This is a genomic window from Vibrio sp. 970, from assembly GCF_033339075.1.
This window is the reverse complement of the sequence record NZ_JAWOTW010000639.1, coordinates 1-564: the sequence shown is the minus strand read 5'-3', so window position 1 is coordinate 564 and position 564 is coordinate 1. Positions and strand designations below refer to the sequence as shown.

The following is a 564-nucleotide window of genomic DNA, read 5'->3' as shown; positions in this document are numbered from 1 at the left end:
AAGGCAAAACCATCGAGATTCAAATTCGTACCAAGCAAATGCACGAAGAATCTGAGCTGGGCGTTGCCGCACACTGGAAATACAAAGAAGGTGCGAGCAGTCGCAGTGGTTACGATGAGAAAATTACCTGGCTGCGTAAACTATTGGATTGGCAAGAAGAAATGTCCGATTCTGGTGAGATGTTGGATGAACTCCGAAGCCAAGTCTTCGATGACCGCGTCTACGCATTTACACCACGTGGCGATGTTGTCGACTTACCAATGGGGGCAACTCCACTAGACTTTGCCTACCACATTCACTCAGAAGTCGGGCACCGTTGTATTGGCGCCAAAGTTGGTGGCCGAATCGTGCCGTTCACCCACAAACTCCACATGGGCGATCAGGTCGAAATCATCACAGCAAAAGAGCCAAACCCATCGCGAGACTGGTTAAACCCATCACTAGGCTTTGTTCACTCAGGTCGTGCTCGTGCGAAGATCAACGCTTGGTTCCGTAAACAGAGTCGTGAGAAAAACCTCGAAGCGGGACGTGAAATCCTCGAACACGAGTTGGTGAAGATTGGTG

At 50.0% G+C, this 564-nt stretch carries 1 protein-coding gene; it reads left to right on the top strand.

What is annotated here, in order from left to right:
• On the top strand, positions 1-564 hold a 564-nt coding region (locus R7Q11_RS28340), incomplete at both ends, for a TGS domain-containing protein (protein ID WP_225467249.1).